Genomic DNA, 21,018 nt, shown 5'->3' on the forward strand with positions numbered 1-21,018 from the left:
TAACGACCAACTTCACCATTGGGGAGCTTGATGATGCGAAACCGGAAAAAATCTTTCGATATCAAACGTCTGCCACTTGCCTTGGCGGTATTCGGGTGCCTTTACGGCGCCGCCGCCTTCGCCCAAGAGAGTGAAGAGGAGACGACTGAGGCGCCTCGTGAGGAAGCTTCCCAGCTTGAACGGGTGACGGTTACCGGTTCGCTGCTGCGCCGCGCCGAGTACGACGCGGTGTCGCCGATCCAGATCATTTCGGCCGATACCAACGTCGCACTCGGCCAGATGGAGGTTTCCGAGTTCCTGCAGAAGTCCAGCATCGCTGCCGGTTCCACCCAGATCAGCCATCAGTTCGGTGCCTATGTGACTGCCGGCGGTGTAGGTGCGCAGACCTTGTCGCTACGCGGTCTGGGTGCCAACCGCACCCTGGTTCTGCTTGATGGGCATCGCCCCGGTCCGGCGGGTACCCGTGGCCAGGTGGCGGCGTTCGATCTGAACGTACTGCCGTCTTCGATCATCCAGCGTGTGGAACTGCTGAAGGACGGTTCCTCGTCGATCTACGGCTCCGACGCCGTGGCCGGTGTGGCCAACGTCATCACCCGCAAGTCGTTCGACGCGCCCGAGATCACCGCAGCGTTCCGCGCTCCGTTCAATCGCGGCGGTGAGGTGTTCACCTTCTCGGCAGCCAACGGTTGGGGCTTCAGCAACGGCAACATCGTGGTGGCCGGTGAGTACTACAAGCAGGAGCCGCTGCAGGTCGGTGACCGCGACTTCTTCCGCTGCGCCCAGGATCTTGTGACCGACCAGAACGGCAACAGCCTGGATCGTATCGACCGTTCGAGCCTGGCAGGCACGCCGCTGGCCGGTTGCTCGGCCACCAACCTCTACATCAATACCGTGATGGACGCATTTCTTGGCACGCGCTATGTGCCGAGCTGGGATGGCACCACCATCGGCGCAATCCCCGGTTACCGCCCGCGTACGAACACCAACTGGGTCGGTGAGAATCCGGCTTTCTACAACGACTGGCTCAACTTCGAACATTACGGCGATACCTACATCATCCAGGATCTGGAGCGCCTCAGCGGCTACATCGCCGCAGACTTCGACTTCAGCAATGTGAGCTGGAATACGCAGCTGCTGGTCAACCGTCGCGAGAGCGAATACAAGGGCTTCCGCCAATTCTTCCCGGTAATTGCAGGTCGTCCGGGGTCGGTCTACATGTACGGCAACGATCCGGATTTCGTGAATACCTGGGTTGAATCGGGTGTCGCGCAGCCGGTGATGCCGTTCCGCTCGGAAAGCAATCAGCGGGTGGACTACATCTACCTTAACACCAACCTTTCCGGCGGGCTGGCCGGTTCGTGGATCTGGGACGTCAACGCCAACTACACCCGCTCGGATGGTCGTTACAACAACCTGTCGATCGACGCCAGCAGAACAGGCGACTGGCAGTACGGAGAAGACGCACCGACGATCAACTACTTTGATCCCGGCTTCCTCAGCGGTGAACGAATGGATGAGCTGGTGGGTCTGATCGGTGCCTGGGACAAGGGCAAGACGATTTATGACCAGAAGGTGTTCACGGGTCTCATGACCGGCGAGCTGTTTGAACTGCCTGCCGGTGTCGCCGGTGGCGCGATCGGCGTTGAATATCGTGAATTCAGCATCGATGACCAGCCGGGTGAGCTCTCACGTGGTGGAATGCTTTGGGGGCAAAGCTCGGCCCAGGTGACCAAGGGTGACGATGCGGTGAAGGAAGCCTTTGCCGAAATCGAGATTCCGCTGCTGGGCAACCTGCCGGGCATCGAGAATCTGACACTCAACGCTTCCGGGCGCTGGTTTGATTACGATTCGGTGGATGGCAGTGATTCGGTCTGGAAGCTGGGTCTGAGCTGGCAGATCGTGCCTTCGCTGCGTGCCCGCGCCACCAAGGGCACCTCGTTCCGTGCCCCGGGCCTGTATGAGCTGTACTTGGGCAACCAGTCCGGCTTCCAGGGCCAGTTGGCGATCGACCCCTGCATCGACTGGGGCGCCAGCAACAACATCAACATCCGCGCGAACTGTGCGGCCGCCGGTATTCCTGAGGACTACAACGGTGCACCCTCCTCGGCCCAGGTCTTCACCGGCGGTGGTGCCGGCTTCCTGAATCCGGAGCATTCCAATGCGCTGACCTACGGCATTGTCTGGACACCGGAGTTCTCGCCGATCAGTATTGCGGTTGATTATTTCGAAATCGAAGTCAGGGACCAGATCGCCAGCCTGGGTGCGGGTACCATTGTGGCGAGCTGCTACGGTGCGGACATCTACCCGAACAACTTCTGTGACCTGTTCACCCGTGCTGGGCCGGATGGAACCGAGCCGTTCAAGATCGACAATATCTACGCGACCTACATCAACCTGCACAAGCAGAAGGTGAAGGGTTTCGACCTGCTGACCCGCTTCCAGAACGACTATGCCTATGGCACGTTGACCATTGATTCGCAGGTTACCTACATCACCCAGGATATCTCGCAGACCTTTGAAAGCCCGCTGGCCGGTGGTACGCGGTTCACGGACTGGGTGGGTGATATCGGTCGTCCGAAGCTGGTGGGTAATCTCAATGCCTCGATCAAACGCGGCGATTTCACCTATCACTGGGGCATGGACTACGTCCATCCCACGAAGGTGATCGGCGATATTCCCAACACCTATCTGGGTCGGGGCGGTGCGGTCTACGATTACAAGGCCGATTCGCGCCTGTACCACAGCGCTTCGGTGCGTTACGAGCAGCCGACCTGGTCGCTGCTGCTGGGCGTGCACAACCTGTTCAACGCCAAACCGGACTCGATTTCCAATGGTCTGGGCGAGGGTCGCTATGGCAACGTGCCGGTTCAGGCCACGCAGTACGACTATCTGGGACGTTCGCTTTTCGTGCGCTACAACCAGAAGTTCTGATCTGACTGCTTGAGTCAGTTGCAACTTGGCGAGGCCCGGCGAAAGCCGGGCCTCGTCTTTTGTCGGGCGCCATCCTGCATGCTTGACTGATACAGGTCGTGAGCGCGGCCTTGGACCTGCATCACTGATGTCAGCAAGGCTGAGCGCCGTAGCGGTGCGGAAGTGGAGTGGTTACGAACGGCGGAGTGGCCATACCCGGTTCGTCCGCGGGTCGACGCTATTCCAGTTCGCGATGGAAGGTCACGGCACGGGTGCGGCCCTGGTCGCGCCAGTGTGCGGCCAGCCATTCGGCGCAGTAGACCGAGCGGTGGCGGCCGCCGGTGCAGCCGAATGCCAGGGTCACGTAGCTGCGGGTGTCGCTTTCAAAACGCGGCAGCCAGTGGTCGAGGAACGCGGCAACGTGGCCGAGGTAGTCGTTGACCGGCTCCTGCTGCTCGAAGAACTCGCGCACCGGCGCGTCGCGTCCGGAAAGCGGGCGCAGGCGTGGATCCCAGTGCGGGTTCGGCAGGCAGCGCACGTCGAACACGAAGTCGGCATCGCCCGGCACGCCGTGGCGGTAGGCGAAGGACTGCACCAGCAGCGACAGGCCAGGGCGGGTGTTGCTGGCCAGTTCGGTCACGACCCAGCGGCGCAGCTGGTGCACGTTCATCTGGCTGCTGTCCAGCACCCGGTCGGCGATGGCGATCAGCGGTTTCAGGCGCTGGCGTTCCTGCGCGATGGCATCGGCCAGCGGTAGCCCGTCCAGGCTCAGTGGATGGCGTCGGCGGGTTTCGCTGTAGCGCCGGATCAGCACCTCGTCTTCGGTATCCAGAAAGATCAGCCGGTGCTGCCAGCCCATGCCGCCCACCTGGGCCAGCGAATGCGGCAGCTGGATCAGGCCTTCGGGCCGGTTGCGCACGTCGATGCCGACCGCCAGGCGGGGCGGGGTTTCGGCGCTGGCGGTGATGTTGGCGACGAACGCCGGCAGCAGTTCGGCCGGCAGGTTGTCGACGCAGTAGTAGTCCAGGTCTTCCAGCGTGCGCAGCACCACGCTCTTGCCGGAGCCGGAAAGTCCGCTGACGATCAGCAGGGGCTGGGCGGAATCGGGTGGCGTATTCATGTCCTGGGCTCGCGTCGCATCTGGTGGGCTTGGCGGTCGATGAAAGTCTGGGCGGCGTCGAAGCCGCGGCTCTTGAGCACATGGGCGCGCACCGCGGCTTCGGCCAGTACTGCCAGGTTGCGGCCTGCGGCCACCGGCAGGGTGATCTGCGGGATGTCCAGATCCAGCACCCGCCGGGTGCCGACATCGCCGTAGAGGCGTTCCATTTCACGTCCTTCGACACTCAGTGTCTCCTGGCGTTGCAGGTGCACGATCAGGCGCAGGTACTTGTTGCGTTTGACCGCGGTATCGCCATACATCTCGCGGATGTTGAGGATGCCGATACCGCGCACTTCGAGCAGATCCTGAAGCATCTCTGGGCAGGTACCGTCGAGCATGTCCGGCGCGATCTGGGTGAACTCGGGAGCGTCGTCGGCGACCAGGCGATGACCGCGCGAGATCAGCTCCAGTGCCAGTTCGCTCTTGCCCAGACCGGATTCGCCGGTCAGCAGCACGCCGATCGAATGCACTTCCATGAATACCCCGTGCAGCGTGATGCGTCGCGCCAGCGCGCGTGCCATGTGGTACTGGAAGTAGGTCAGCAGTTCGTGCCCGCGCCGATCTGAAATCCACAAGGGCGTGCCGGACTCATTGGCGGCGTCGCGCAGATCGTCGGGGATGTCGCGGTTGCGCGCCACCACCAGTGCCAGCGGCGTGTCATTGACGATGCGTGCCAGGGTCTCCCAGCGCTGGCGTGGATCCAGGTCATCCAGATAATTCAGTTCCTCGCTGCCGACGATCTGCACCTTGTTGGCGTGGATCGTGTTCAGATAACCGGCCAGCGCGGGGCGACGTGCGAGGTGCTCGCCGGATTCCAGCACCCGCTGTTCTCCATGCTGGCCAGCGACCCAGCGCAGCGCGAGGCGATGCTCCAGTTGGTCGAAGAGTTCGCGGGCGGTGATATGGGTCGGGATCGACATGCGGGTGCGGAGGGCAGGATGACGGATCCAAGTATGGCGCCGGGGCGCGGCAAAGTCCTGACGGCCCGGCGTTCGGGCCGGGCATCGGGCAAGGATCAGTATCGCAGTTGCCGGGTTGCAGCGCGGTTGCTGTCCGCCTTGCGCAATGGCCTCAGGCGGCCAGGTGGGCGAGTTGCCAGTCCGACAGCACGGTGTGCAGTTCGCAGTCGCCGGGGGTATTGCGCAGGCGGGTGCAGAACGCGCTGTCGCTGAACATCTCTGCCAGTTGCGACAGCAGCAGCAGGTGCTGCTGGTTGAAGTGCTCGGGTACCACCAGCGCGAACAGCAGGTCCACCGGGACACCGTCGCTGGCATCGAACGGCAATGGCGCAGCCAGCTGCAGGAACGCGCCGACCGGTGTACTGATCCCGGCCAAACGACCATGCGGAATCGCCACACCGTGGCCCAGGCCGGTGGAGCCGAGCCGTTCGCGGGCACAGAGACTGTCGAAAATCTGGCGTTCCAGTTCGGGGTCGGCTTCGGGCAGCGCCAGGGTGGCGGCAGCCAGTTCGAGCAGGCGTTTCTTGCTGGTGGCACTGGTACCCGCACGCACGCGCGCGGGTACCAGCAGGTCGATCAGATGCATGTTGTGTTGCCCCTGCCAGGCCTACGGCCTGCTTTCCCACTCAGCCCACTTCAGCGGTGCGGATGCTCTGGTCTGAGCGATGCTTGGTGAGCTTTTCCTTGTGTTTGATCACCTGGCGGTCGAGCTTGTCGAGCAACTGGTCGATGGCGGTATACATGTCCTCGGCCGAGGCTTCGGCATGGATGGTGTGGCCGGCGAGATTGAGGGTGGCGTCGACTTTCTGCTGCAGACGCTCCACCGACAGGGTGATGCGGCCATCCATCAGGTCATCGGAGTGGCGGCGCAGCTTTTCCAGTTTGGACTCGATCGTGTCGCGCAACGCGGCAGTGACTTCGATCTGGTGTCCGACAATCTCGATACGCATGACAAACCTCCTGTTGCTGCCTTGCGGCTGATGCTCCGGCAGTGCTGCCGGGCGGGAAACGTGATGCGGTACAGCCATCACGTCGATCTTGTTGCGTGTCCCGGGTCTCTTAACCCAGAGGGCGTTAACTCAACGTAAAACCTGTCTCTTTTCTCTGCATGTGGGCGCGCGTTCGCTCATTCAAGCCGCTGCCTTTCGTTGCTTGACGCAAGGCCCATTGCTTCACGGTATTTTGCCACGGTGCGACGCGCCACCGTGACGCCCTCGCGCTCCAGTTCCTTGACCAGACTGGCGTCGGACAGCGGTTTGCGCGGGTTCTCCTGTTCGATCAGACGGCGGATCATGGCCTGGATCGCGGTGCTGGAGGCGCTGCCACCATCGGCCGTGGCCAGGCTGGATGAGAAGAAGTGCTTGAACTCGAAGGTGCCGCGCGGGGTGTGCAGGTACTTGCGCGTGGTGACGCGGGAAATCGTGGATTCGTGCAGTTCCAGTTCCTCGGCGACCTCGCGCAGCACCAGCGGGCGCATCGCTTCCGGGCCGTAGTCGAGGAATCCGGACTGGTGGCGGACGATGCATTGCGCCACGCGCAGCACGGTGTCGGCGCGGGTTTCCAGGCTCTTGATCAGCCAGCGCGCTTCCTGCAGCTGGCCGCGCAGATAGGCGGTATCGCTCTTTCCGGCCACGCCGATGAGGGATTCGTAATGTCGATTGATACCAAGGCGCGGGCGGCAGCCGGGCCCGAGTCGGACCTGCCAGGTGTCCTGGTGGCGGGTGACATAGGCATCGGGTGTGATGTAGTCCGGTGGCGCCGAGCCATAGGCGGAACCCGGGCGCGGATCGAGCGAGCGCAGCAGTTGCACCGCTTCGTTCATGGTGTCCGTATCCACGCCCAGCTGTGCGGCGAGCCGTTCCGGGCCGAGCTTGGCGAGGGGTTCCAGGTGCTCCTGCGCCAGGCGACGTGCGAGCACGACGACATCGGTGGTGTCGCTGGGTGAGAGTTGCACGAGCAGGCATTCGGACAGCGAGCGCGCGCCCACGCCGAGCGGGTCGAAGCGCTGGATGCGGTGCAGTACGGCTTCGATTTCGTCCAGCTCCACGATGAGGTCGGGATGCAGGCCGTCGCGCAGGGCGTCCAGGGTTTCACCCAGATAGCCGTCTTCGCCGATGGCATCGATCAGCGCCGCCGCGATGGCGTGGTCGCGTGGCGACATCGGGGTCAGGTTCAATTGCCACAGCAGGTGGTCGTGCAGGTCCTGTCCGGTGTCGGCCAGGGTGTTTTCGCGCTCTTCGTCGCCTTCGCTGCCGGGCGCGTTGGCGCGGCTGCCGTAGTCTTCCAGATCCCAGTCCGGGGTATCCAGCGGGTAGTCTTCGGCCTCGTCCCCGGTGGCGGCGTCGCTGCGCTCTTCAGCCGGGCTGTCGTGGCTGTCGTGGTTGGCGGCGGCATCGGGTTCGGCTTCTTCCGGGCGCTCCAGCAGCGGGTTGGATTCGATCGCCTCGGTGATCTCGGCTTCCAGTTCCATGCTGGACAGCTGCAACAGCCGGATCGCCTGACGCAGTTGCGGCGTCAGGGTCAGGCTCTGTCCGAGTTTGAGTTGCAGGGCGGGTTTCACCGTATATCCGTGCCAGATCACATGCGGAAGCTGTCACCAAGGTATACGCGGCGCACGTCCGGGTTGTCGAGCAGTTCATCCGGTTTGCCCTGCGCCAGCACGCCGCCGTCGCTCAGGATGTAGGCCCGGTCACAGATGCCCAGGGTCTCGCGCACGTTGTGGTCGGTGATCAGCACGCCGATGCCGCGGGTCTTGAGGTGGCGGATGATCTTCTGGATGTCGCCGACCGAGATCGGATCGACCCCGGCGAAGGGTTCGTCCAGCAGCATGAAGCGCGGCTTGGCCGCCAGTGCGCGGGCGATTTCCACGCGCCGGCGTTCGCCACCGGACAGACTGGCGCCGCGTTGGTTGGCGACGTGGGCGACCTGGAGTTCTTCCAGCAGCGCGAGCAGTTCGTTTTCGCGCCCCTGGGCGTCGAGATCGTCGCGCAGTTCCAGTGCGGCCATGACGTTCTGGCTGACGCTCAGGCGGCGGAAGATCGAAGGCTCCTGCGGCAGGTAGCCGACGCCGCGACGGGCGCGCTTGTGCATCGGCAGGGCGGTGATGTCGTCGCCATCGAGCACGATTTCACCGCCATCGGCCGCGACCAGGCCCACGATCATGTAGAAGCAGGTGGTCTTGCCGGCGCCGTTCGGGCCAAGCAGGCCGACCACTTCGCCGGCCGCCAGGTGCAGGCCGAAATCCTTGACGACATCGCGCGTGCGGTAGCGCTTGCGCAGGTGGCGGGCGACCAGCATCAGTCCGCCGGCGGCTTGTTCGAAGGCTGGATCGTCAGGTGGATGCGCCCACCGCTGCCGCCATCGCCGGAAATGTGGCCGTTGCGGGTGTCGTAGGTGACGCGCGCACCACGGAAGACGTCGCGGCCCTGATCGATCCGCACCGCGCCGGTCAGCAGCACGGTTTCGCTGGAGGTGTCGTACTGGATGCGGTTGGCCTGCGCCTTCATCAACACGCCGTCGTCGTTTTCCTGCTGCAGCAGGGCAGGTTCGCCCAGCAGCACCACGCGCGTGACATTGCCGTTCTCGCGGCTGACGGTGGCGTGCGCTGCTTCGATCCGCAGCGTGCCCTGGGTGATGATGACATCGGTCAGCAGGGTGTCGCCGTGTTGGGAAATCAGGCCATCCAGGCCGCCGGCGTGCACGTCCAGTGGCTGGTCGCGGTCACTGGAACGTGCCAGTACGGCTCCGCTGGCCAGCAATACGATGCAACCCAGCAGGATCGCCCGCAGCGCAGGCTCAACGACGCGAGGCGGAAACGGGGGTGTCATAGTGGCCGGTGACCTCGTTCAGAAGCTGGAAGCGGCGGGTTTCCATATCGGCACGGAAACCACGGCCTGCAAGTATAGAGTGGGGTGAGGAGAACGTGACCAGCTGTTCGCTGCTGGCGCGGCGGGCCTTGGGGAAGATCGTCAATTGCGTGGTGCGGAAGGCCAGTGGGCCGTCCTCGGCGCTGGCCGGGCCGTCGAGTGCGACATCGCCATCCAGACGCAGCTCCTCGCCATCGGCGGCGGCCCAGGCGCGGTCAGCGCGTGCCAGCCAGGCCTGTTCCTCGTGATCGGGAAAGCGGAAGCGCGGCTGGTCGATCGAGATCGTGCCCAGATGCGGATGCCGGCTCAGCAGCGGGCCGGTGACGCGGAAGGATTCCTGGCCGGCCTCATCCAGCGCGACCAGTTCGAAATCCACGAGGAAATAATCCGAGCGTGGTGGCCCGACCAGCGGCTCGCTGGATTCGGGGCGGTAGATCTGCCACAGCGCCAGCCCGCTGCCGACCGCGGCCAGCAACAGCACGGCGCCGGGAATCCAGTCCGGCAGCCTCCTCATGCGTCGGCGTATTTGCGCAGCAGCTGGGCGCTCTTGCCCTGGGCATCCACGATCAGATCGCACAGTTCGCGCGCGGCACCGGCGCCGCCGGCCTTGCTGGTGATCCAGTGCACGCGTTGCGCGATCCATGGGTGCGCGTTGGATGGTGCCACCGCCAGCCCGACCCAGCCCAATGCTGAAAGATCGGGCAGGTCGTCGCCCATATAGGCGACCTGTTCGGCCTCCAGTGACAGGATCTGGCACAGCGCGCGCAGGCTGGCGAGCTTTTCGTGGCAGCCCTGGTAAACGTGTTTGATGCCCAGTTCGGCGGCGCGCTGGGCCACGATTGCGCTGTTGCGCGCGGTGATCAGCGCCACTTCGATGCCGGATTCATGCAGCAGCTTCAAGCCCTGGCCATCGAGTGCGTTGAAGGCTTTGATCTCGGTGCCGTCGGAGGCCAGCCGCAGGCGGCCGTCGGTCAGGGTGCCATCGACGTCCAGTGCCAGCAGGCGGATGCGAGTGGCGCGTTCGCGCACGGCGGCCGGGACGGTGGAAAGATAGGTCGCAGGCATCGTCAGACCACTCGGGCGCGCAGCAGGTCGTGGATGTTCAGGGCGCCGACCACGTGTTGTTCGTCATCGACCACGATCACCGCGGAGATCTTGTGTTCCTCCATCATCCGCGCCGCTTCGACCGCGAGGCGCTCGGGGCCGATCGATTTGGGCTGCCGGTTCATCACGTCCATGACCGGGGTGGAGCGCAGGTCGGCGCTGGGATCGTCCATCGTGCGGCGCAGGTCGCCATCGGTGAACACGCCGAGCAGGCGGTTGTCGTCGTCGACCACGGCGGTCATGCCCAGGCGCTTGTGGCTCATTTCCATCACTGCCTGGCTCAGCGTGGCGTGCTGGCCGACGCGTGGGATTTCCTCGCCGGCATGCATGATGTCGGAAATGTGCAGCAGCAGGCGGCGGCCGAGGCTGCCGGCCGGATGCGAGCGCGCGAAATCCTGGCTGGTGAAGCCGCGTGCTTCCAGCATCGCCACCGCCAGCGCATCGCCCATGACCAGCGCGGCGGTGGTGCTGGTGGTCGGGGCCAGTCCGAGCGGGCAGGCTTCTTCCTCCACCGCGACATCCAGGTGGATATCCGCGAGGCGGGCGAGGGTGGATTCGGGGCGGCCGGTCATTGCAATCAAGGCATTGCCCTGGCGCTTGATGACCGGGACGATGGTCAGTACTTCATCGGTTTCGCCGGAATTGGACAGCGCCAGTACCACGTCGTGCTCGGTGATCATGCCCAGATCGCCGTGGCTGGCTTCGCCCGAATGCACATAGAACGACGGGGTGCCGGTGGAGGCCAGCGTGGCCGCGATCTTGCGCGCGATATGGCCGGATTTGCCCATGCCGGTGGTGACCACGCGCCCCGGGCAGGCCAGCATCGTGCGGCAGGCGGCAACGAAGGTGGCATCGATCCGCGGATGCAGTGCCAGCAGCGCCTTGGCTTCGTTGTCGATCACGGCGCGGGCGCTGGCGACGATCAGGCCCGGGTTCGGGTCGATACGCCCGGTGGCCTGCGGCAGCGGATGGATATTGGCGTTCATTGTGATGGGTCACTCGATATGCCGCAGCCGCAGGGTTCGGGCTCACGGTCGTTTTGATTTATCATGCCGGGTCATTCTACCCGTGCCCCGGTTCCGGCGCTTGCCGAGGCCGCCGCAGGCAGCGGGCACTCCCAATCATGTTTTCCGTGTCCTAGCTCCCAGATGAATGCACAGCTGATCCGCCAATTGATCGAAGCCGGCCTGCCCGGCGCCCAGGCCGATGTCGAAGGTGACGATGGCGTGCATTTCGAGGCCACCGTGGTCTATCCGGGGTTTGCCGGCAAGCTGCCGCTGGCGCGTCACCGCATGGTCTATGACACGCTGGGCGACCGCATGGGTGGCGAAATCCACGCGCTGGCACTGAAGACCCTTACGCCGGACGAAGCCGGCTGAGCAGGACCGTACACACCCCATGGCAAAAATCCTGATTTCCGGGGGCGTTCCGCTCCACGGCGAGGTGCAGATTTCCGGCGCCAAGAACGCAGTGCTCCCGATCCTGACCGCCGGCCTGCTGGCCGACGGCGCGATGGACATCGGCAACGTCCCGCATCTGCACGATGTCACCACCACGATGGAACTGCTCGGCCGCATGGGCGTGGATCTGGCGATCGACGACCGCATGCGCATCCATCTGGATCCGCGCAAGGCCGACCGCTTCGTGGCGCCTTACGAACTGGTCAAGACGATGCGTGCCTCGATCCTCGTGCTGGGGCCGATGGTGGCGCGTTTCGGGCAGGCCGAAGTCTCGTTGCCGGGTGGCTGCGCGATTGGCTCGCGCCCGGTCGATCTGCATATCAAGGGCCTGCAGGCACTCGGTGCGCAGGTGACGGTCGAAAACGGCTACATCCGTGCCCGCGCCGACCGGCTGAAAGGTGCCCACATCATGATGGACCTGGTCACCGTCACCGGTACCGAGAACATCCTGATGGCCGCCACGCTGGCGCGCGGCACCACGATCATCGACAACGCCGCGCAGGAACCTGAAATCGTGGATCTGGCCAACTGCCTGATCGCGATGGGTGCGCACATCGAAGGCGCTGGCACCTCGCGTCTGGTGGTCGAAGGCGTCGAGCGGCTGGAAGGCTGCCGCTACGACGTGCTGCCGGACCGGATCGAAACCGGCACCTTCCTGGTGGCCGGTGCGATGACCGGTGGCCGGGTACTGACCCGTCGCACCCGCGCCGACACCCTGGATGCGGTGCTGGTGAAGCTGGAAGAGGCCGGAGCCCATATTTCCACCGGCCCGGACACGATCGAGCTGGACATGCGTGGCAACCGCCCGCGCGCCGTCGATATTTCCACCGCGCCGTATCCGGCCTTCCCGACCGATATGCAGGCCCAGTTCACCGCGCTCAACGCGGTGGCTGAAGGCGTCGGCACGATCAACGAAACGGTGTTCGAGAACCGGTTCATGCATGTGCAGGAACTGCAACGGCTGGGTGCGGACATCCGTGTGGATGGGCATACCGCGGTGATCCGTGGCGTGCCGCGCCTGACCGGCGCGCCGATCATGGCGACCGACCTGCGCGCTTCGGCCTCGCTGGTGCTGGCCGGGCTGGTGGCACAGGGCGATACCACGGTCGACCGCATCTACCACATCGATCGCGGCTACGAGAACATCGAGGAAAAGCTCGGCGGCCTGGGTGCGCGCATCCGCCGGCTTCCGGGCTGAAGCGGCCGCTGATCCAACGAAAAAGCCCGGCATCGCCGGGCTTTTTCATGTGGCGTATCGGCACGGGGCCGCAGGCATCACTCCACGACGAAGCTGACCCGCATGTTGACGCGCCACTCGGTGACGGTGCCGTCGGCAGAAGTCACGGCCTTGGTTTCGTTGATCCAGGCACCCTTGATGTTCTTGACCGTTTCGGCGGCTTTCTTCAGGCCCGACTTGACTGCATCCTCGATGCTGTTCGGGGAGGAGGCGGTGATTTCGATGACTTTCGCAATGGACATGGGAATACCTCGCGGTGTGGTTGGTTGGCCATACACAGGATGCCGGGCGCGGGCGGCAGACGGATCAGCGGCCCATGCCGGCCGGATGAGCATACTGCGGCTGGAATGGCTGCGCTGCGTGGGGTGCGGTGCGGCGTTCAGGCGAAGCGGAACGGTGGTGGTGCGGCAGGTGCAAGGGCGGAAGCGCTTCAGCGCCTGCCGCGCTCCAGGTCCAGCAGGCGCATCTCAAAGCTGACCCGGCCACCTTCGCGCTGCAATACGCGTAGTGGCACGCGTTGCTCCGGGTCGAACCAGGTGGTGGTGTGGCGCTGGTCGTCGTCGCGGATGCGTTCCACCCGCCAGGCACGCAGTTCACCGCCGGGCAGGCTGATGGTTTCCTCACCGCCCATGCGGAACACCTGCTCTTCGAGGCGTTCGCGGTCCACGACCGGAAATTCGAATCGCGTCTGCTTCCCCGGTGCCAGCGCGTGCGCCAGTGCCAGGCTCACCGTCTGCCGGTCCAACACACCGGGCTGCGCCGGAAAACGGTATTCACCGCGATGGTCGCGGCTGACGATGTCGGTTTCGCCGCTGCCGCAGTCCACGCTGCGTTCGCGCACCCGCAGGCCGCTCTGGCGATAGCGGTAGCTGATGCACTGCAAGCCTTTGGCGGTTTCGGAAAACACCGAAGTTTCCTCGACCAGCAGGCCGGCCAGCGCGGCCAGGCCCTGGGTGCCTTCGGTGCGGCTGTGCAGACGCCATTGGCCTTCGCCCTCGGCGTTGAGCGACACGGTGGCGCGCCCGGCCGGGGCGCCATCGCGCAGCACTTCGTAGTGCGCCACATACGGTTGCAGCGGCGGTGCTGCGGCCACGCCGCTGGCAGGCAATGCCAGCAGGGTGGCCAGTGCCAGTGCGGGAATCAGATGGCGGAGCGGATGCTTCATCGGGCAGGTTCCTTATTTGTCCGGACCATCTTGGACCAGAACCTTGCCGCGCAGTTGCAGCGGCGCGGCAAGCGGTTCACCGTCCAGCCATGGCTGGCCCTGGTGCAGCTTCAGCCGGCCTCTGGCGAACAGCGCGACGCTGGCCGGCAGCAGATGGTGTTCGCGTTCGAGCACGCGTGCGGCCAGTGTGGTTGGGTCGTCGTCCGCATGCACTGGCACACGGGCCTGTGCGATCACCGGCCCGCCATCGAGTTCGGCAGTGACCAGATGCACGCTGGCACCGTGCTCGGCATCGCCGGCTTCCAGCGCGCGGGCGTGGGTGTGCAGGCCGGGATAGAGCGGCAGCAGGGAAGGGTGGATGTTGATCATCGGCACCGGCAGCCGCGCCAGCGCGACGGCGGAAATGATGCGCATATAGCCGGCACAGACGATCAGGTCTGGCTGGATCTGCATCACGTCGGCAAAGAAGGCCAGATCGAAGCTCTCGCGGTTCGGATAGCCACCCGGCACCAGTGCCTGCGCATGGATGCCGGCGTCGCGCGCGTGTTGCAGCGCGCCGGAATCGGGCTTGTCGGAGAACACGCCGACAATGCCGAAACCGGCGTCATCATCACATGCTTGCAGCGCGGCCAGATTGCTGCCGCGCCCGGATGCCAGCACCGCGACGCGCAGCATCAGCCAATGCGCACGCGGTTGTCGGCGCTGGCCGTGACCACCTGGCCGATCGGGCGGCTGCGCAGGCCCTGCGCTGCCAGCGTCTGCTGGATCGCGCTGCTGTCTTCGGCCGTGGTGATGACCACGAAACCGATGCCGCAGTTGAAGGTGCGCCACATTTCACGATCGCTGATGCCGCCTTCGCGTTGCAGCCAGTCGAACACCGGCGGCAGCGTCCAACTGCCGGCATCGACTTCGATGCCAAGCCCCTCGGGCACCACGCGGATGATGTTTTCCTCCAGCCCGCCGCCGGTGATGTGCGCCATCGCATGCGGCGCGTGTGCGGCGAGCAGTGCCAGGACCGGTTTGACGTAGATCGTGGTCGGCGCCATCAGCGCATCGTCCAGGCGGGTGCTGTCCAGCATCAGGTCCGGCGCCGCGCCGCTGCGTTCCAGCACGCGTCGGACCAGCGAGTAGCCGTTGGAATGCGGGCCGCTGGAATCGATGCCCAGCAACACGTCGCCGGCGCGCACCGCGCTGCCGTCCAGCAGCTTCGACTTTTCCACCGCTGCGACGCAGAAACCGGCCAGATCGTATTCGCCAACGCCGTACATATCCGGCATCTCGGCGGTTTCACCACCAATCAGCGCACAGCCGGCGCGCACACAGCCTTCGGCAATGCCGCCGACGACCTGCGCGGTGGTGTCGACATCGAGCTTGCCGGTGGCGAAATAGTCGAGGAAGAACAACGGTTCGGCGCCCTGCACCAGCACATCGTTGACGCACATGCCGACCAGATCGATGCCGATGCTGTCGTGGCGCTGCCACTGCTGCGCGAGCTTGAGCTTGGTGCCGACGCCATCGGTGCCGGATACCAGCACCGGTTCGCGGTATTTGCCGGACAGATCGAACAGCGCGCCGAATCCGCCCAGCCCGCCCATGACCTCGGGCCGGAAGCTGCGCTTGACCAGCGGCTTGATGCGATCGACAAGGGCGTTGCCGGCGTCGATGTCGACTCCGGCGTCGCGATAGGTGAGCGGCGGCTTGGCGGCGGTCACGAAGGGCATCCTGCGGGGAAAGAGGCGCAAATTGTAGCCGTTCGGGCGGCTGCGGACCGCCCCCCGGGCGCATGCCTGCGTGCCCGCATGGACGCTGCGGGCACCGATACGGCAACATGCGCCGGTGCTTTTCAAGGATGCGGCGATGCGAGTTTTTCCACGATGGCTGGCCGGTGTGTGGCTGCTGCTGGCCGGTTTTCCGCTGCTGGCGCAGGAACTTGCCCTGTACGAAGGCGAAGTGGCGGTGCCCAGCCAGTCCGAATCCGACCGCAACGCGGCGCTGCCGCAAGCGCTGGCGCAGGTGCTGGTCAAGGTCGGTGGCGACGCCGCGTCGGCGGCTGCGGCCGCTGATGCCGATGCTGCGTCGTTGTTGCAGCAGTACCGCTACCGCCAGGACATGGTGCGGGTCGATGGCGTGCCGCAGTTGCGCCATTACCTGATCGCGCGTTTCAACCAGGCCGGGGTGCAGGCCTTGCTGGCCTCCGGTGGGCGCAGCGCGCTGCCGGCGCAACGTCCGCAGCCGATCCTGTGGTTGGCGATCGATGATGGCAGCGGCGCCCGCATCGTGTCGCAGGACGCGGCCGCTGCGGTGGCGCCGCTGACGTCACGCGCCAATCAGCGCGGCCTGCGCGTACGTTTGCCCAGCTATGACGAGCTGGACCGCAGCATCGTGCAGCCGCACGATATTCCCGGTGGTGAAACCTACGCCGTGGACAATGCTTCGCGCCGTTACGGCGGGCCGGTGCTGATCGGCTGGTTGCGGCGTGGCGAAGGCGGCTGGATCGCGGACTGGCGCCTGCGCGAGGGCGAGAGTGATATCGGCCGCTGGCAAACCCGGGATCCGCAGGCCGCCACGGTGCTGGCCACAGGTGCCGACGGTGCCGCCGATGCCTGGGCGCAGCGCTATTCGCAGATGGTGCTGTCTGGCCCGGCCGGGCGCTATCCGGTGGTGATCGAAGGGCTGTCATCCGCGCGTGACTATGCTGGCCTGATGCAGATGCTCGGGCGCCAGCCGATCGTGCGCGGGATCGTGCCGCTGGCGCTGGTCGATGACCGTTTGCAGTTGGAGCTGGAGCTTTCGGCCGGGGTGGAAAGTCTGGCACGGCTGCTGGACAGCAGCGGCCTACGGACCGAAACCCTGGGTGATGCACAGACGCCCAGCGTGTTCACGCGCCGGCCCTGAGGTCACCCGGAGCGCACGGCGGCGTCATTGCCGCCGGGCTTCAGGAAAACGCACTGGAATCAGACATGACCGATACCCACAAATGGCAACTGCTGGCATTGACGGTGCTTCTGGGCGCCGTGCTCTGGCTGCTGGGACCGGTGTTGACACCGTTCGTAGTCGCCGGGCTGCTGGCCTACCTGGGCGATCCGATGGTGGACCGGCTCGAACGCCTGCGGCTGTCGCGTACCGCTTCGGTGGTGATCGTGTTCACCCTGATGACGCTGGCGCTGGTCGGCGTGGTGTTGCTGCTGATCCCGATGCTGGAACGCCAGATCAGCACCCTGGTCGAACAGTTCCCGCGCTACCGCGAGTGGTTCACCGAGATCGCGTTGCCGTGGGTCAGCGAGCGCACCGGATTCGATCTGGAAGGGCTGGACGTGGGCAGCCTGTTCGAGATGCTGCGCCAGCACTGGCAGCAGGCCGGCGGGGTAGCGGCCACGGTGCTGGGCGGGTTGTCCAAATCCGGCATGCTGATCATCACCTGGGTGGTGAATCTGGCGCTGATCCCGGTGGTGACGTTCTACCTGCTGCGCGACTGGGACGTGATGGTGGGCAAGGTGCGCGATCTGCTGCCACGCCCGATCGAGCCGACGGTATCGCGCCTGGCGGCCGAATCGGACAGCGTGCTGGGCGGCTTCCTGCGCGGCCAGCTCAGCGTGATGCTGGCGCTGGGCACGATCTATGCGGTCGGGCTGTGGATGGTCGGCATCGATCTGGCGCTGTTGATCGGCATGATCGCCGGGCTGGTCAGTTTCATCCCGTATCTGGGTGCCATCGTCGGTGTCGGCATCGGTCTGATCGCGGCGCTGGTGCAGTACGGCGACTGGACCCACGTGATTCTGGTGGGCGTGGTGTTCGGTGTGGGCCAGGTGCTGGAAAGCGTGGCCTTGACGCCGTTGCTGGTCGGGGACCGCATCGGCATGCATCCGGTGGCGGTGATCTTCGCGGTGATGGCCGGCGGCCAGCTGTTCGGTTTCATCGGCGTGCTGGTGGCGCTGCCAGTGGCGGCGGTGGCGATGGTGCTGCTGCGCTATCTGTACCAGCGCTATACCGCCAGCCGGTTGTATGGTGGCGAACCGGGATTGAAGACGCCGGTGCCGCCGGCGGATACCGCTGAACTGGCCAGCTCGCTGGCCGGCCAGGACGCCGCCGGGGACGAACCTGCCGCCACGGTTCCGGTGACGGATGGCGCGAACCCGGAAGAGCGTCCGGCGTGAGCGTGACACCGCAATTGCCGCTGCTGTTGCGCGGCGGCCCCGAACAGCGATTCGATACCTTCGTGGGCAGCCCGGACGCGTTGGCCTTGCTGCGCCAGATGGCGGCAGGCGGCGTGCCGGCGGTATTCCTGTCCGGGCCGGCCGGCAGCGGCAAGACGCATCTGGCGCTGGCCACGGTGCAGGAGGCGGCGGCGCAGGGATTGGCGGTGCAATATGTGCCGTTGCGCCATGCCCGTGGCCGCGCCGCGAGCGCGCTGGCCGGGCTGGAACGGCTCGGTCTGGTGGTGCTGGATGATCTGGATGCGCTGCTGGGCGAACGCGAGGACGAGATCGCGCTGTTCCATTTCCACAACCGCGCCCGTGCCAGCGGGGCGGCGGTGCTGTACATCGCACAGGAAACCCCGGCCGCGCTGCCGCCGGGCCTGCCGGACCTGCGTTCGCGTTTCGGTCAATGCACCCAGCTGATATTGCCGCGCATCGATGACGATCTACGCCAGGCCATCCTGCAGCGCAAGGCGCAGGCGCGTGGCTGGGAGCTGGATGAGGCCGCGCTGGGGTTCCTGCTGCGCCGGGTCGGGCGCGACATGGCCTCATTGACCGCGCTGCTGGACCGGCTGGACCGTGCCAGCCTGGCCGAACAGCGACGCGTCACGGTGCCGTTCCTGCGGCAATTCCTGGAACAGGACGCGGCGGGCGGCTGAGCTTCTGGCGATACCTTGCTGGCGATACCTTGGCAACGCTGCTGCCCGGCGAATCAGAACAGGTCGCCACCAGCCGAGAAGGTGCGTTCCATGCGGTCGCCCAAACCACCGATTTCCAGCACGATGCGGTCGATCTCGGCCGCCGTCAGCGAGGTGTAGGGGCGGTTCTCGCACAATTGCAGATAGGGCACGCCGTCCAGCTCGGAGACGGCGAGATAACCCACGCGCTGTTCCCAGTTGAAATACAGCGCGCGGCGCGCATCCAGGCCGGTGATCGGCGCCACCGAGGTGCTGACGCGCAGGTAAGGACGTTCGTCTTCGCCCTGCATTTCGGCCAGGTAGATGTTCTGCCGGCGTGCGCCCTGATCCAGCGTGAGTTCGACCCCGATCAGATAGGGGTCGTTGGTCTTGATCGTGTAGCTGGCGGCCGCGTGTGCGCGGATCTGCTCGAAATTCTGCATGGTCGGGACAGGGCATTGGGAAACGGCGGGTATTCTAGCCCGCCTGCACACGGGCACTGTCACGGAATGCATATGAATGGGGAAGGCCGGGAAGAACGCGGCCAGCGGCGGCGCAGCCAGATCATCGCGCAGATCCGCGCGGTGCCGATCGGCAGCGTCGCCAGCTATGGTGCGATCGCGCGCCGTGCCGGCTGGCCGCGTGCCGCCCGTCTGGTGGCGCGCATCCTGGCTACGCACGAAGGCCCGCCCTTGCCCTGGCACCGCATCGTGCGCTCCGACGGGCGCATCGCATTTCCACCGGGTTCGCCCGAATTCCACGAGCAATGCCAACGCCTGCGGGCCGAAGGCGTGGACGTGGTGGCCGGAAGGGTGCGGCTGGATCCGGCCCAGTCGCTGCTCGACCAGGCGCTGTGGGGCAGTTCGCCGTTGGGCGATGCCGATAGGGGCGACGACGGGGCAGGGTGATGCCGGCAGCGTAGAATGGTGCTTTCGCCATTTCCGGACGTGCCGATGCTGGGCCAGATTCCCCCGATCACACGCGCGCTGTTGCTGGGCAACGGCGTGATCTTCGTGCTGCAGTTGTTGCTGGGTGACATCCGCTTTCTCGACATGATGCTGTGGCCGCTGGGCGAATACAGCGCACGGGTGTCGGCGGTGAGCGTGGTGCAGGTCGGCTTCCTGCCGTGGCAGGTGCTGACCTATGGCTTCCTGCACGGTGGGCTGACGCATCTGTTCTTCAACATGTTCGCGCTGTGGATGTTCGGGCCGGCGCTGGAAGGCACCTGGGGCTCGAAGCGGTTCATGCAGTACTACCTGGTCTGCGTGATCGGGGCCGGGCTGGTGCAGCTGGTCGTGGCCACGATGGCGGTCAACAGCGGCAGCGATCCGTATCCGACGGTGGGTGCCTCCGGCGGGATTTTCGGTGTGCTGCTGGCGTTCGGCATGCTGTTTCCGAACCACCGCCTGATGCTGATCTTTCCGCCGATTCCGATGCGCGCGCGTACTTTCGTCATCGTCTACGGCGTGCTGGAACTGGTCATGGGCGTCACCCGCACGCAATCGGGCGTGGCGCATTTCGCGCATCTGGGCGGCATGGCTTTCGGTTTCCTGATGATCCAGTACTGGCGCGGGCGCTGGCCGTTCCGGCGCCGGCCACGACAGGGCTGAGTGCGCCTTCGGCAAAGCGTGTGTCAGGCCACGGAAGCGGCCTGAGGAACTTGTCGCAAGCGCTTGTCGGGCCTAGACTTGCCGCGTTCGATCCGGTCTTGCAGGAACCATGCGATGTTGAGGATGACGATGCTTGTGGCGGGTACGCTGGCGATGATGGGGCTCAGCGCTCCGGCCGCCGCGATCAGTTGTTCCGGTGATGCGCCGCAGCCGCTGCCGGTGCGCACTACGCCGGTGCCGCCGCTGTTCTCCGGCATGACCGGTCACCCGGCCGCACTGGCCGCGCCGCGCACGCTGCTGGCCGAAAGCCGCGACGAATCCCTGGCGCTGGACGTGGTGCTGATGCGCCTGCGGCTGGAATCATGTGCCGCCGCTGCGGCGCAGGACGAATTCGCCAACTACGTGCCCAAGACCGAGCACGACAACACGCCCTACCGTTTCAATATGGACAAGGGCAAGAAGTTCACCGCCGCCGAATTCGATGCCTGGATGAAGAGTCGTGGCGTGCGCGTCGTGCAGGCCCGCCCGACCGGCGAAGCCGCAGCCCCGGCAGCGACGGAAACCTCCGCAGCGGCAGGCGCCGTGGTTTCGGACTGATCGGCCCGCATCATCTGTTGTCGCTCGACGGCCACGCAGGTTTGCGTGGCCGTTGTCATTTCAACGTGTGCCGTTTGC

At 65.4% G+C, this 21,018-nt stretch carries 24 protein-coding genes; 9 read left to right on the forward strand and 15 right to left on the reverse strand.

The genetic code is table 11. The features are described 5' to 3' along the window. Positions 1-183 precede the first annotated feature (183 nt). A complete protein-coding gene (locus WDB66_RS03610) occupies positions 184-2,931 on the forward strand; it encodes a TonB-dependent receptor domain-containing protein (protein WP_339397175.1) in 2,748 nt (915 codons plus the stop codon). Positions 2,932-3,148: 217 nt separating this feature from the next. Here the strand turns inward: WDB66_RS03610 and rapZ are convergent, their stop codons facing one another. The 10 genes from rapZ to WDB66_RS03660 all read right to left on the reverse strand — a co-directional run bounded on the left by rapZ (position 3,149) and on the right by WDB66_RS03660 (position 10,984). Next, the gene (gene rapZ, locus WDB66_RS03615) at positions 3,149-4,030 is read right to left on the reverse strand and encodes an RNase adapter RapZ (RefSeq protein ID WP_339397176.1); all 882 of its coding nucleotides are present in this window, start codon (positions 4,028-4,030) and stop codon (positions 3,149-3,151) included. Further along, positions 4,027-4,983 (reverse strand): HPr(Ser) kinase/phosphatase, encoded by a 957-nt coding sequence (hprK, locus tag WDB66_RS03620; protein WP_339397234.1) that lies wholly within the window; start codon positions 4,981-4,983, stop codon positions 4,027-4,029. The genes rapZ and hprK overlap by 4 nt, the downstream gene beginning before the upstream one ends. Before the next feature lie 157 nt (positions 4,984-5,140). Then, a complete protein-coding gene (locus tag WDB66_RS03625; RefSeq protein WP_339397177.1) occupies positions 5,141-5,614 on the reverse strand; it encodes a PTS sugar transporter subunit IIA in 474 nt (157 codons plus the stop codon). A gap of 40 nt (positions 5,615-5,654) precedes the next feature. Beyond that, positions 5,655-5,978 carry a ribosome hibernation-promoting factor, HPF/YfiA family gene (gene hpf, locus WDB66_RS03630; RefSeq protein WP_339397178.1) on the reverse strand — a complete coding sequence of 108 codons (324 nt, stop codon included), beginning with the start codon at positions 5,976-5,978 and terminating at the stop codon, positions 5,655-5,657. A 176-nt stretch (positions 5,979-6,154) separates the two neighbouring features. Beyond that, positions 6,155-7,588 carry an RNA polymerase factor sigma-54 gene (locus WDB66_RS03635; protein ID WP_339397179.1) on the reverse strand — a complete coding sequence of 478 codons (1,434 nt, stop codon included), beginning with the start codon at positions 7,586-7,588 and terminating at the stop codon, positions 6,155-6,157. A 17-nt stretch (positions 7,589-7,605) separates the two neighbouring features. Then, the gene (gene lptB, locus WDB66_RS03640) at positions 7,606-8,325 is read right to left on the reverse strand and encodes an LPS export ABC transporter ATP-binding protein (RefSeq protein WP_339397180.1); all 720 of its coding nucleotides are present in this window, start codon (positions 8,323-8,325) and stop codon (positions 7,606-7,608) included. Next, positions 8,325-8,855 carry a lipopolysaccharide transport periplasmic protein LptA gene (gene lptA, locus WDB66_RS03645; protein WP_339397181.1) on the reverse strand — a complete coding sequence of 177 codons (531 nt, stop codon included), beginning with the start codon at positions 8,853-8,855 and terminating at the stop codon, positions 8,325-8,327. The genes lptB and lptA overlap by 1 nt, the downstream gene beginning before the upstream one ends. Further along, positions 8,824-9,408 (reverse strand): LPS export ABC transporter periplasmic protein LptC, encoded by a 585-nt coding sequence (gene lptC / locus WDB66_RS03650; protein WP_339397182.1) that lies wholly within the window; start codon positions 9,406-9,408, stop codon positions 8,824-8,826. The genes lptA and lptC overlap by 32 nt, the downstream gene beginning before the upstream one ends. Continuing rightward, on the reverse strand, positions 9,405-9,959 hold the full coding sequence (locus WDB66_RS03655) for a KdsC family phosphatase (protein ID WP_339397183.1): 555 nt from the start codon (positions 9,957-9,959) through the stop codon (positions 9,405-9,407). Before WDB66_RS03655 ends, lptC begins: the two co-directional genes overlap by 4 nt. Before the next feature lie 2 nt (positions 9,960-9,961). Continuing rightward, positions 9,962-10,984 carry a KpsF/GutQ family sugar-phosphate isomerase gene (locus WDB66_RS03660; protein WP_339397184.1) on the reverse strand — a complete coding sequence of 341 codons (1,023 nt, stop codon included), beginning with the start codon at positions 10,982-10,984 and terminating at the stop codon, positions 9,962-9,964. A 162-nt stretch (positions 10,985-11,146) separates the two neighbouring features. Between WDB66_RS03660 and WDB66_RS03665 the strand changes: the two genes are divergently transcribed. Together WDB66_RS03665 and murA are read left to right on the forward strand one after the other, a co-directional pair. Next, entirely contained in the window at positions 11,147-11,377 is a 231-nt protein-coding gene (locus WDB66_RS03665) for a BolA family protein (protein WP_339397185.1), read from the forward strand. Positions 11,378-11,396: 19 nt separating this feature from the next. Further along, complete coding sequence (gene murA, locus WDB66_RS03670) at positions 11,397-12,656, forward strand: UDP-N-acetylglucosamine 1-carboxyvinyltransferase (protein WP_339397186.1); 1,260 nt, start codon at positions 11,397-11,399, stop codon at positions 12,654-12,656. A gap of 77 nt (positions 12,657-12,733) precedes the next feature. Here murA and WDB66_RS03675 read toward each other — a convergent pair whose 3' ends face one another. The 4 genes from WDB66_RS03675 to purM form a co-directional block, all read right to left on the reverse strand. Then, on the reverse strand, positions 12,734-12,937 hold the full coding sequence (locus WDB66_RS03675; RefSeq protein WP_339397187.1) for a dodecin family protein: 204 nt from the start codon (positions 12,935-12,937) through the stop codon (positions 12,734-12,736). Between the two features lie 188 nt (positions 12,938-13,125). Beyond that, the gene (locus tag WDB66_RS03680; RefSeq protein ID WP_339397188.1) at positions 13,126-13,860 is read right to left on the reverse strand and encodes a DUF3108 domain-containing protein; all 735 of its coding nucleotides are present in this window, start codon (positions 13,858-13,860) and stop codon (positions 13,126-13,128) included. A 12-nt stretch (positions 13,861-13,872) separates the two neighbouring features. After that, positions 13,873-14,535: a phosphoribosylglycinamide formyltransferase gene (purN, locus tag WDB66_RS03685; RefSeq protein ID WP_339397189.1), complete on the reverse strand. Its 663-nt coding sequence runs from the start codon at positions 14,533-14,535 to the stop codon at positions 13,873-13,875. After that, positions 14,535-15,572, reverse strand: a complete 1,038-nt coding sequence (purM, locus tag WDB66_RS03690) for a phosphoribosylformylglycinamidine cyclo-ligase (protein ID WP_339397190.1) — start codon at positions 15,570-15,572, stop codon at positions 14,535-14,537. Before purM ends, purN begins: the two co-directional genes overlap by 1 nt. 145 nt (positions 15,573-15,717) lie before the next feature. Between purM and WDB66_RS03695 the strand changes: the two genes are divergently transcribed. From WDB66_RS03695 to hda, 3 genes are all read left to right on the forward strand, one after another. Then, on the forward strand, positions 15,718-16,755 hold the full coding sequence (locus WDB66_RS03695; protein WP_339397191.1) for a DUF8605 domain-containing protein: 1,038 nt from the start codon (positions 15,718-15,720) through the stop codon (positions 16,753-16,755). Between the two features lie 65 nt (positions 16,756-16,820). Continuing rightward, a complete protein-coding gene (locus WDB66_RS03700; RefSeq protein WP_339397192.1) occupies positions 16,821-18,014 on the forward strand; it encodes an AI-2E family transporter in 1,194 nt (397 codons plus the stop codon). Next, positions 18,011-18,715: a DnaA regulatory inactivator Hda gene (gene hda / locus WDB66_RS03705; RefSeq protein WP_339397193.1), complete on the forward strand. Its 705-nt coding sequence runs from the start codon at positions 18,011-18,013 to the stop codon at positions 18,713-18,715. The genes WDB66_RS03700 and hda overlap by 4 nt, the downstream gene beginning before the upstream one ends. Positions 18,716-18,768: 53 nt before the next feature. On the opposite strand, the gene WDB66_RS03710 is transcribed toward hda, so the two are convergent. Next, positions 18,769-19,176, reverse strand: a complete 408-nt coding sequence (locus tag WDB66_RS03710; RefSeq protein WP_339397194.1) for a hypothetical protein — start codon at positions 19,174-19,176, stop codon at positions 18,769-18,771. A gap of 72 nt (positions 19,177-19,248) precedes the next feature. Between WDB66_RS03710 and WDB66_RS03715 the strand changes: the two genes are divergently transcribed. The 3 genes from WDB66_RS03715 (at position 19,249) to WDB66_RS03725 (ending at position 20,940) form a co-directional block, all read left to right on the forward strand. Beyond that, positions 19,249-19,641, forward strand: coding sequence for an MGMT family protein (locus WDB66_RS03715; protein WP_339397195.1), 393 nt, complete (start codon positions 19,249-19,251; stop codon positions 19,639-19,641). Positions 19,642-19,686: 45 nt separating this feature from the next. Beyond that, the gene (locus WDB66_RS03720) at positions 19,687-20,343 is read left to right on the forward strand and encodes a rhomboid family intramembrane serine protease (protein ID WP_339397235.1); all 657 of its coding nucleotides are present in this window, start codon (positions 19,687-19,689) and stop codon (positions 20,341-20,343) included. A 114-nt stretch (positions 20,344-20,457) separates the two neighbouring features. Then, complete coding sequence (locus WDB66_RS03725) at positions 20,458-20,940, forward strand: hypothetical protein (protein ID WP_339397196.1); 483 nt, start codon at positions 20,458-20,460, stop codon at positions 20,938-20,940. Positions 20,941-21,018 lie beyond the last annotated feature (78 nt).

Origin of the sequence: Denitratimonas organivorans, from assembly GCF_037478135.1 — a bacterium.
Lineage (GTDB): Bacteria > Pseudomonadota > Gammaproteobacteria > Xanthomonadales > Xanthomonadaceae > Denitratimonas.

What these genes read in the sequence shown, in the direction of transcription:
- WDB66_RS03680 (WP_339397188.1), bottom strand. Translation starts at nt 13,860, where the DNA reads ATGAAGCATCCGCTCCGCCATCTGATTCCCGCACTGGCACTGGCCACC.
- WDB66_RS03695 (WP_339397191.1), top strand. Translation starts at nt 15,718, where the DNA reads ATGCGAGTTTTTCCACGATGGCTGGCCGGTGTGTGGCTGCTGCTGGCC.
- murA (WP_339397186.1), top strand. Translation starts at nt 11,397, where the DNA reads ATGGCAAAAATCCTGATTTCCGGGGGCGTTCCGCTCCACGGCGAGGTG.
- WDB66_RS03655 (WP_339397183.1), bottom strand. Translation starts at nt 9,959, where the DNA reads ATGCCTGCGACCTATCTTTCCACCGTCCCGGCCGCCGTGCGCGAACGC.
- WDB66_RS03700 (WP_339397192.1), top strand. Translation starts at nt 16,821, where the DNA reads ATGACCGATACCCACAAATGGCAACTGCTGGCATTGACGGTGCTTCTG.
- WDB66_RS03710 (WP_339397194.1), bottom strand. Translation starts at nt 19,176, where the DNA reads ATGCAGAATTTCGAGCAGATCCGCGCACACGCGGCCGCCAGCTACACG.
- WDB66_RS03625 (WP_339397177.1), bottom strand. Translation starts at nt 5,614, where the DNA reads ATGCATCTGATCGACCTGCTGGTACCCGCGCGCGTGCGTGCGGGTACC.
- WDB66_RS03725 (WP_339397196.1), top strand. Translation starts at nt 20,458, where the DNA reads ATGTTGAGGATGACGATGCTTGTGGCGGGTACGCTGGCGATGATGGGG.
- lptC (WP_339397182.1), bottom strand. Translation starts at nt 9,408, where the DNA reads ATGAGGAGGCTGCCGGACTGGATTCCCGGCGCCGTGCTGTTGCTGGCC.
- WDB66_RS03720 (WP_339397235.1), top strand. Translation starts at nt 19,687, where the DNA reads ATGCTGGGCCAGATTCCCCCGATCACACGCGCGCTGTTGCTGGGCAAC.
- rapZ (WP_339397176.1), bottom strand. Translation starts at nt 4,030, where the DNA reads ATGAATACGCCACCCGATTCCGCCCAGCCCCTGCTGATCGTCAGCGGA.
- WDB66_RS03660 (WP_339397184.1), bottom strand. Translation starts at nt 10,984, where the DNA reads ATGAACGCCAATATCCATCCGCTGCCGCAGGCCACCGGGCGTATCGAC.
- WDB66_RS03715 (WP_339397195.1), top strand. Translation starts at nt 19,249, where the DNA reads ATGAATGGGGAAGGCCGGGAAGAACGCGGCCAGCGGCGGCGCAGCCAG.
- lptA (WP_339397181.1), bottom strand. Translation starts at nt 8,855, where the DNA reads ATGACACCCCCGTTTCCGCCTCGCGTCGTTGAGCCTGCGCTGCGGGCG.
- purN (WP_339397189.1), bottom strand. Translation starts at nt 14,535, where the DNA reads ATGCTGCGCGTCGCGGTGCTGGCATCCGGGCGCGGCAGCAATCTGGCC.
- WDB66_RS03675 (WP_339397187.1), bottom strand. Translation starts at nt 12,937, where the DNA reads ATGTCCATTGCGAAAGTCATCGAAATCACCGCCTCCTCCCCGAACAGC.
- lptB (WP_339397180.1), bottom strand. Translation starts at nt 8,325, where the DNA reads ATGCTGGTCGCCCGCCACCTGCGCAAGCGCTACCGCACGCGCGATGTC.
- hpf (WP_339397178.1), bottom strand. Translation starts at nt 5,978, where the DNA reads ATGCGTATCGAGATTGTCGGACACCAGATCGAAGTCACTGCCGCGTTG.
- WDB66_RS03665 (WP_339397185.1), top strand. Translation starts at nt 11,147, where the DNA reads ATGAATGCACAGCTGATCCGCCAATTGATCGAAGCCGGCCTGCCCGGC.